The sequence below is a fragment of the Mesorhizobium sp. M4A.F.Ca.ET.022.05.2.1 genome (assembly GCF_003998845.1).
Classification (GTDB): domain Bacteria; phylum Pseudomonadota; class Alphaproteobacteria; order Rhizobiales; family Rhizobiaceae; genus Mesorhizobium.
The window spans coordinates 1-8,309 of the sequence record NZ_RZOJ01000276.1 but is presented as its reverse complement, the minus strand read 5'-3'; the positions used below and the strand labels follow the sequence as shown (position 1 = coordinate 8,309).

General features: G+C 66.4%; 2 protein-coding genes and 1 pseudogene. 1 reads left to right on the top strand and 2 read right to left on the bottom strand.

Annotation, left to right across the window (positions count from 1 at the left end; genetic code table 11):
* Nucleotides 1–2,063, bottom strand: a 2,063-nt coding sequence (pbpC, locus tag EN745_RS24335; protein WP_127422451.1) for a penicillin-binding protein 1C, incomplete at its 3' end; no start/stop codon positions are given.
* Nucleotides 2,064–2,253: 190 nt separating this feature from the next.
* The gene (locus tag EN745_RS24325) at nt 2,254–7,734 is read right to left on the bottom strand and encodes an alpha-2-macroglobulin family protein (RefSeq protein ID WP_127422450.1); all 5,481 of its coding nucleotides are present in this window, start codon (nt 7,732–7,734) and stop codon (nt 2,254–2,256) included.
* Between the two features lie 279 nt (nt 7,735–8,013).
* Here EN745_RS24325 and EN745_RS24320 point away from each other — a divergent pair.
* Nucleotides 8,014–8,309: pseudogene (locus tag EN745_RS24320) on the top strand (outer membrane protein assembly factor); the annotation flags it as partial.

Sequence of the window (8,309 nt, the reverse complement as noted above, 5' to 3'; positions counted from 1 at the left end):
CGGCAAGCCGCTGTCCGGCATCGACCGGCGCCGTCGGGCAGCCAGGTGGCGGTGCGGCGCCGGTCGATGCCGGACAGCGGCTTGCCGTTGGCCAGCCAGCGGAAGGGCGCGCGGCCGCCCTGCAGCTTCAGCACCAGCGGCGAGGCGTCGGCCGAATTGGCGGCGAGGTCGACGCGCGCGCCGTCGGGCGGAAAGACGATCGTCGGCGCGGGCTCGGCCGGCGTTGCCTGCACCAGCCCGTCCGATCCGGCGCCGAAGCGCGCCAGCGTCACCGGCAACTCGTCGCGTTTTGGGCGGTGCACGCCGGCCGGCTGGCCGGGAAGCGGAACGGTGGCGAGGCCGGCGCGGACGAAGCCCTCGAACAGGATCGGGGCGGCCGAGACGTATCCGGACAGCCCGGGCACGGCGCCGGCATCGGCGCGTCCGACCCAGACGCCGAGCACATAGCGGCCGTCGAAGCCCACCGACCAGGCGTCGCGGTAGCCATAGGAGGTGCCGGTCTTGTAGGCGATGCCGCGCTGCAAGGCGCCCTCCGGCGGCTTCACGCCCGACAATATGTCGGTGATCTGCCAGTTGGCCTGGTCGTCGAGGATGGTGGCGGTGGTGCGCTCGGCGTTGGCCGGCTCGGTGCCGTCATGCAGCGTGTGCGCCTTGCCGCCATTGGCGAGGCCCGTGTAGAGCTGGACGAGATCGCGCAGCGTCACACCGACACCGCCGAGGCCGATCGCTAGGCCCGGCGCCTCGTTGACCGGCAGCACCGGCTTGACGCCGGCCTGGCGGAAGCGCGCCGTCAGCCTGGCCGGTCCGACCGCGTCGAGCACCCGGATCGCCGGCACGTTGAGCGAGAGCTGCAGCGCCTGGCGGATGCTGACGTCGCCTTGATAGCCCATGTCGAAATTTTTCGGCCGGTAGCCGCCGAAATCGGCCGGGCTGTCCTCGATGATGGTCTCCTGCGCGACGAGGCCCTGCTCGAAGGCGAGCCCGTAGATGAACGGTTTCAGCGTCGACCCCGGCGAGCGGACGATCCTGGTCATGTCGATCCAGCCGGAGCGGCTGGCGTCGAAGAAGTCGGCCGAGCCGACCTCGCCGAGGATGTCGCCGGTGCGGGCATCGGCCAGCACCATGGCGACGGAAAGTTTTGGGCCGAGCCTGGCGGCGGCTTCCTTCGCCACCTGTTCCAGTCCTTGCTGGACGCTCCTGCGGATGGTGAGCTGCAGCGGCTTGCCCGGTATGGCCTTGGGCAGCATGGCATAGGCGGCATGGGCGGCCAGCGCCGGCAGCTTGCGGCGCAGGCCGGAGACATCGTCGAGGGCGGCGCGCGCGGCTTCCCGTTCGCCGAGCAGTCCGGCGGAAACCATGCGCGTCAGCACGCGGTCACGCGCGGCATGGGCGATGTCGGGGTTGCGGTCCGGCCGCCGCTTCTCCGGCAGTTGCGGCAGGGCAACGAGCAGTGCTGCCTCCGAGACCGTCAGCCGCTTCGGCTCCTTGCCGAAATAGGCGAGCGAAGCGGCACGCACGCCTTCGAGGTTGCCACCATAGGGCGCCAGCGTCAGGTAGCGCTCCAGGATCTCGCGCTTGGAAAGCCGCCGCTCGATCTGGATGGCGCGTAGCATCTGCTTGATTTTGGAGCCAAGGCTGCGACTGTCGCGCGGTTCGATCAGCCGGGCAAGCTGCATCGACAGCGTCGAGCCGCCGGAGACGATGTGGCCGTTGCTGACGAACTGACCGGCGGCACGGCAAAGCGCCAGCAAATCGACGCCGTCATGGTCCCAGAAGCGCTTGTCCTCATAGGCGACCAGCATGTCGACGAACTGCTTGTCGACCTGGTCGAGCCGGGTTTCGAGCCGCCAATAGCCGTCGGAGGTGGCGAAGGCGCGCAGAAGCTGACCGTCGCGGTCCTGCACTTCGGTGGAGACCGCCAGCTTTTTTGGCAGCGGCGGCGGATAGGCGCGGTCGAGCTGCCAGAGGGTGGCTGTGGAAAGGGCAACAACGCCCACGCAACAAGCCGCGGCTATGGCGCTGCGTCGCAGGAATTTTCTGGAAAGCATGGCGCCGCCCCTCATGGTCCTGCCGGACATTTCTCCCCGTATAGAGACGGGGAGAAAGGGGCTGTTGCCGATGGTTTCGCCAATCGCCAACGGTGCAGAATAGTCGGAGAAATTCGCGACAGCCCCCTTCTCCCCGTCACTATACGGGGAGAAGGTGCCGGCAGGCGGATGAGGGGCAGCGCCATCGCCACGTCTATCAAGGCGCTTACGGCGCCTTGACCTCCATCATGCCAGTGGCGGTGCGGGCCGAATATTGCGGCCTATACATATCCTCCACCGCTGCCGCCGGATGGGCATAGGTGCCGGGCGTCACCGCGCGCACAACATAGGCCAGCGTGATGTTGCGGTCGCCGTCGCCGTCGTTCGGGTTGAAGGCCGCGACGAAACGGTCGTCGCGGAACTCGAGATGGGCGGCGTCGGTCTGCGCCAGCCAGGAGAAGTTCGACAGCTGGGCGCTGGACACCAGGCCCGGATTGTCGATCTCGAAGCCGGCCGGCAACAGGTCGGTGATCAGGAGGCGCGAAGGCCAGCTGTTCTGCTCGTAGACCTTGAGAACGACGACATAGCGCTCGTTCTGCGTGGCCTCGGTGACGTTGGCCTCGGTGCCATCGAGCCTGTAGTAGGTGCGATCGATGGTGAAGCCGTCGCCACCGGCCGGCAGCGACTCAACCGGCGAGGCCACCGTGGTGACCACCGCCTGCAGCGGCGTCTTGCCAGTGTTGGCGATGGTGAGCGGGCTGTCGGCGATGTCGCTGCCGCTGAAGCGGTCGGAATAGCCACCAGCATGCGGCGCACCGTTGATGGAGAGCGTGATGGAATCATTGCCCTCCTTCAGCGCCCGCGCCGCGAGTAGCATCCAGGATTCATCCTGCGTGCTCGTCCAGCGGGCATCGGCGCGCTCCCGGGCCACCAGCTTGATCAGCGCCGGCACGATGGTCGGCACCGGCTTCGATTCCGCGGCCAGCGCCAGGATTGCCGCGCCGTCGCGGAGCGGCGAACCATAGTCGGAGCGGTAGTAGTCGTACTCGGTGCTCGCCTGCGCCAGACGCAGCGCGGTCTGGAAGGTGGCCTCCGAGCGCTGCGCGTCGCCGTAGAGAGCAAGGCTCGCCGCAAGCTGCGCTACGGCCATCGGGCTGGTGAAGGCTTCGAGCTGGGTGTCGGCATAGTAGCGCAGATCGCCGATCGAGGCCTTCTTGTTGCGGGCCAGCACATAGAGCGCGTAGGCGATCTCGCTGCCGCGATCCTGGACGTCCTGGTCGTAGCCGAGCGAGTTCTGCAGGTTGCTCAGCGCCTGGTTCATCGCCAACGCCGGCACGTCGTATTTCTGCTCGCGCGCTCGGGTCAGGAAGTCGCTGACATAGGCGTCGAGCCAGAGATCGCCGGAGCCTGGGCCCCACAGGCCGAAGCTGCCGGCCGAGGCCTGGTAGCTCAGCACCTTGTAGATCGCGTCCTGGATGCGGCCGTGCAGGTCTGGATCGCTGGCCATGCCGATGCCTTCGGCCAACGCGTTGACATAGAGCAGCGGCATGGCGCGGCTGGTCGTCTGCTCGGCGCAGCCATAGGGGTAGCGGTCGAGCGTCATCAGCAGCGAGGGCACGTCGAAGGCGGCCGCCTGAGAGACGCCGACGCTTACCGAAGCGCCGTCGAGCAGGCTTGCCGCCAGGAGTTCCTTGTCGACGCGCAGGGCGCCGACATTGGGCTTGAGGTCGACCACCAGCCGGGTGGTGAGCGGCAACTGCGCCGGCCGCACCGGGACGTAGAGCGTCTGCTCGACCTCGGTGCCGTCGGCATGGGCGAGCTTGACAGTGATCGTGGCGTCGCCCGCCGTCCTGGCGATCAACGGCACGGTCAGGGTCTGGCGCTTGCCCTGGGCGAGCGTCAGCCTGCCGGGGAGCGGCTTGTCGCCGGTGGACAGGTCGCCTGTCGTGTCGATCGATAGGGCATAGTCGCCGGCTGGGCCGTCGGTGTCGGCGATGTCGAGGCGCATGACAGCGTTGTCGCCGGGCGCCAAGAAGCGCGGCAGGCCGGCGGTGATCACCACTGGATCGCGCACGATGACATCGGCCTGAGCGTGGCCGACCGCTTCCCTGGTCCAGGCAACAGTCATGACACGCACGGTGCCGTTGAACTGCGGGATGTCGAAATCGATCCTGGCCTTGCCGTCGGCGTCGAGTTGGACGGGACCGGAGAAGAAGGCGACCAGCTTTTCGGTCGGCGGGCTGCCCTGCGCCTGCAAGGCGGCGCCGTCGCCGCCGGTGCGCAGCTTGCCGGTGGTGCCGAGCGAGCCATCGATCAGGCGGCCGTACAGGTCGCGGATCTCAAGCCCCAGCATGCGCTGGCCGAAGAACCAGTTTTCCGGATCGGGCGCCTTGTAGTTGGTGAGGTTGAGGATGCCGACATCGACGGCGGCAACCATCACATAGGCATTGCTGCCAGGCTGCACGCCTGCCACGGCGACCGGGATCGACAGCTGCTGGCGTGGCTTTGTCTTCTCAGGCGGCGTCAAGGTGACAGCGAGCTTCTTCGAGCCCGGGTCGACTGCCAGCCATTTCACGCCGATGGCGCGGGCCGGCATGCGCGTCTCCTGCGCGTCGCCCGGCCGGAACAGTGTCGCCGTAACATAGGCGCCGGCGCCCCAGTCGTCGCCGACCGGGATGTCGACGGTTCCACCGCCGGCAGGTACGCTTGCGGTGAGGGTCTTCAGCAATTTGTCGGCGCCGATGGTGACCAGCAATTCGCCGGCAAAGTGCGGCGAGACCTTGAGCTTGGCCACGTCGCCAGCCGCGAAGGTGTCCTTGTCGAGAGCAATCTCGAGGCCGTCGGGCGTTTCGGTGGTGGTGGAACTGACATACCAGCCGCCATCGAATTCGTAGCTGGTCGCCGGACCCTCGGGATCAGCCGTCTCGACCTCGAGCCGGTAGCGGCCCCAGTCGACCGGCAGCGACACGGTTGCCTCGCCATCGGCGGCAAGATCGATCTGACCGTTGGCCACCGATTTGGTGAAGGTGACCGGCTCGTAATTCCATGAATTGTTGGAGCGGTACCACTGGTAATTGCGCTCGACCTTGACCAGCGACCACAGCGCGCCTTTCAGCGCCTCGCGCTTGCCGTCGGGGTCGACGGCGATCAGGCTGAACTTCGCCGTGCCGCCCTGCGGCACCTCGTCGTTCTCGAAATCCGGATGGATGCCGATCATGTGGCCCTGCGGGCGGATGCCGATGTTGAGCGATCGCTCGACGGCGCGGCCGCCGGTTTCGCGCATGCGGACGGTGACTTTGGCGTCGACCAGCTTGGTGGTCGAGGGCAACTGGTCGACGGCGACCGGGAAAGTCGCCTTGCCGTCCTCGCCGACCACGGGCAGGCCGGCGAGCGGCGTCACCGAGGGCTCGGCCGACTGCTCGTCGGCGAGACCGAAGGAATAGCCCTTGAAGCGGTCCCAGTCGCGGGCGGTCGACAGCGTCAATTCGCCTTCGAGCGCAAGTCCGGCGGCCGGCGCGCCATAGAGGAAGCGGCCGTCGACGGTGACGTTGGCGGTTTCGCCCTGCGCGATCTCCTTTTTGTCGGCGGAGAGGTCGAACTCGATGCGATCCGGCACGAAGTCCTCGACCAGGAACATCTGGCTGGCGACGGCCGCCTGCTTGGGATCGGTATGGATCGACACCGTCCAAGTGCCGCGCATGGCGTTGGGCTCGAGCGGCAGGTCGACGGCATGGCCACCAGCTGAGGCGCCATCGCTGACGATGCGGCGGTCCTCGACGCCGTCTGGGCGGGTGAAGATGAAGGTCAGCGGCAGGTTCTCGACCGCCTTGGCGGCGCCGTCGCGGGCAAGGGCCGCGACATGCACATCCTCGCCGACACGGTAGATGCCGCGCTCGGTCCAGGCATAGACGTCGAGCGCACCGGGCGCCGGACGCCCGGTGACGCCACGGTCGGAGAGGTCGAAGCCGGCCCGCCCCATATCGAGGAAGACGAAGTCGTTGTCGCCTTGCTTGGCCATCAGCACGGCCGGCACCATGCCGCCTTCGCCGCGCGTCAGGCCGGGGTTGAAGACGGCGCGGCCCTCGGCGTCGGTGGTGGCGGTGCCGAGGATCTCGTTGTTGCGGGCGAGCAGCGTCAGCTCGGCACCCGTGATCGGCTTGGCGCTTCCAAGCGAGCGGGCAAAGACGTTCAGCCCGTCCTGCCCGGTATAGGTGGAGAGCCCAATGTCGGAGACGACGAACCACTGCGTGGCACGCGAATCATACTCGTCGCTGTGGTCGTCGACAGCCTGGGCGGTAAGCACATAGACGCCGGGCTTGCGCTGCGGCAGCGCCTCGTCGACCGGGAACGAAGTGGTGACCTCCTTGTTGAGGTCGTTGGCGATGTCGAGCTGGCCTTCCCAGACCGGCGAACCCATCTGGTCGGAAATGTTGGATAGATCGTAGCCGTCGAGCTGCTTGAGGAACTGGTAGCCGGACAGAAGCTGCGCCAGCGAACGGTCGCCGATGCGGTAGAGCTTCATCTTGGCTGCATTCATGTTGACGGTGACGACCGGGATGCCGCGGCGCGCGCCCGCCGGCAGCACGAAGCTGTCGCCGGTGAAGCGGGCGGAAGGCGCACGATCCTGGACATAGATCGAGAGCACCACAGGCGCGCTGGTCACCTCGCCGATAGCCGCCGGCAGGCCGGCGCGGAACGTCACCTCATAGTGCTGGCCATGCTCCAGCCCTTCGACGCAGATCTGCTTGTCCTTGGCTTCGACGCCTTTGGGGGCGGCGTTGTCGACGGTGACGAACTGCGAATAGTCGACACCGGTCTTGACCAGATCCTCGGAGAATTGCGCGCAGATGCGTGGCGCGCTGGTGTCGGCATCGACGGTGTGATCGATGACGCGGAAGCCCTTGCGGGCCTTGAGGTCCGCATAATCGGCCTGGACCGACGGTGAGCTGACCAGCGCGAGGCTCGCTTCATAAGCCTGCAGCGACGGCCGGTAGAGATCGCGGCGGTCGAGACCGGCGCCGAGCAGCGCGAGCGCTTGGGCGCGCGTCTTGGTGGTGCGCACCAGCTTGTAGGCGTTGAAGGCGGCGGACGTGCCGTTTGCCGGCAAGGTCGACCCTTCGGACGTGTTGGAGGCCGGCTGCACGGCAAGCGTCTCGCGCGCCAGCTCGAGCCAGAGATGGCCGTCATCGGGCAGCACCGTAACCGCGGCTTCGTATTTCTGCATGGCCAGCCGGTGGTCGCCGGTAAGCTGCGCCTGCTCGGCCGCGGCCTGCAGCGCCCCCAGACCCTCGGTCGGCTTGTCATAGACCGGATCGGTCAGCTTGTTGCGGTACTGCTGCGCCTGGTCGGCCATCCAGCCGGGGAAAAAGGCCAGTTCCGGCGGCGCGCCGATATCGGGATCGCCATCGACATTGGCGACCTTGCCGGCAATGGCGCCGTTGAAGGGTTTAAGCTGGTTAAAGTCGGATTTGAGAAAGCACCATTTGGCCTTGGTGTTGTAGGTGAAGGCCCGGCAGGCGGGGTCGCCCAGGCATGTCGTCTTGCATTGGTCAAGGCTGACATTCTGGTCGGACCTGAGGTCGAACCCGAAATAGTCGGAATTGTCCGTCGTCACGATCCGCCGGGCTTCCGCCGCTTGCGCGACGCCGCTGAAGGCGAAAAAGAGAAGAACCAGGAAAGAGAGACCACGAGCCGCGCGCATTGCCACATCACCCTCCAGATATCGCCAGCGTCCCGGCATGATCAAGCTTCAGTCAGGCTTGTCAACGCCGGAGCTCGGCAGGTTTGCACCCACCAACGGGTTCCATGCCGGCCAAAGGCCGGTATTTCAACAAAACCTCCATAGGACAGGGGATCACGCAATCTTGCGAAGACGCAAAAGGTGTGAATTCCAAGCCCTGTCTATTTCAGACAATTGGATTGTGGCCCCTTTACGAGCGTTTCAGAACTTCATTCCAATTTTAGTTTTGTCGACTAGGTTGTCTTAATGCCGGCGCATGAAAAGCAGATGTCAGGGGGGATCGCGCCAGGGCGCGGGCTTCCGCGCGCCCTGCTTCTGGCCGCGCTTTGTTCTGTTGCTTTCATTGCCGAATCGCGGCCGGCGACGGCCTTCGAGATATTCGGCATCAAGCTCTGGGGTTCTTCCAGCGACGAAGATGCCGATATTGTCGATCCGCTGCGCTACTCGGTGACCATCGAGGCGCCCGATGCGGACAAGGACCTGGTCAAGAAACTGGAAAATGCCTCGACGCTGAAGGCGGACGAGGAGCGCCCGGTCTCCGG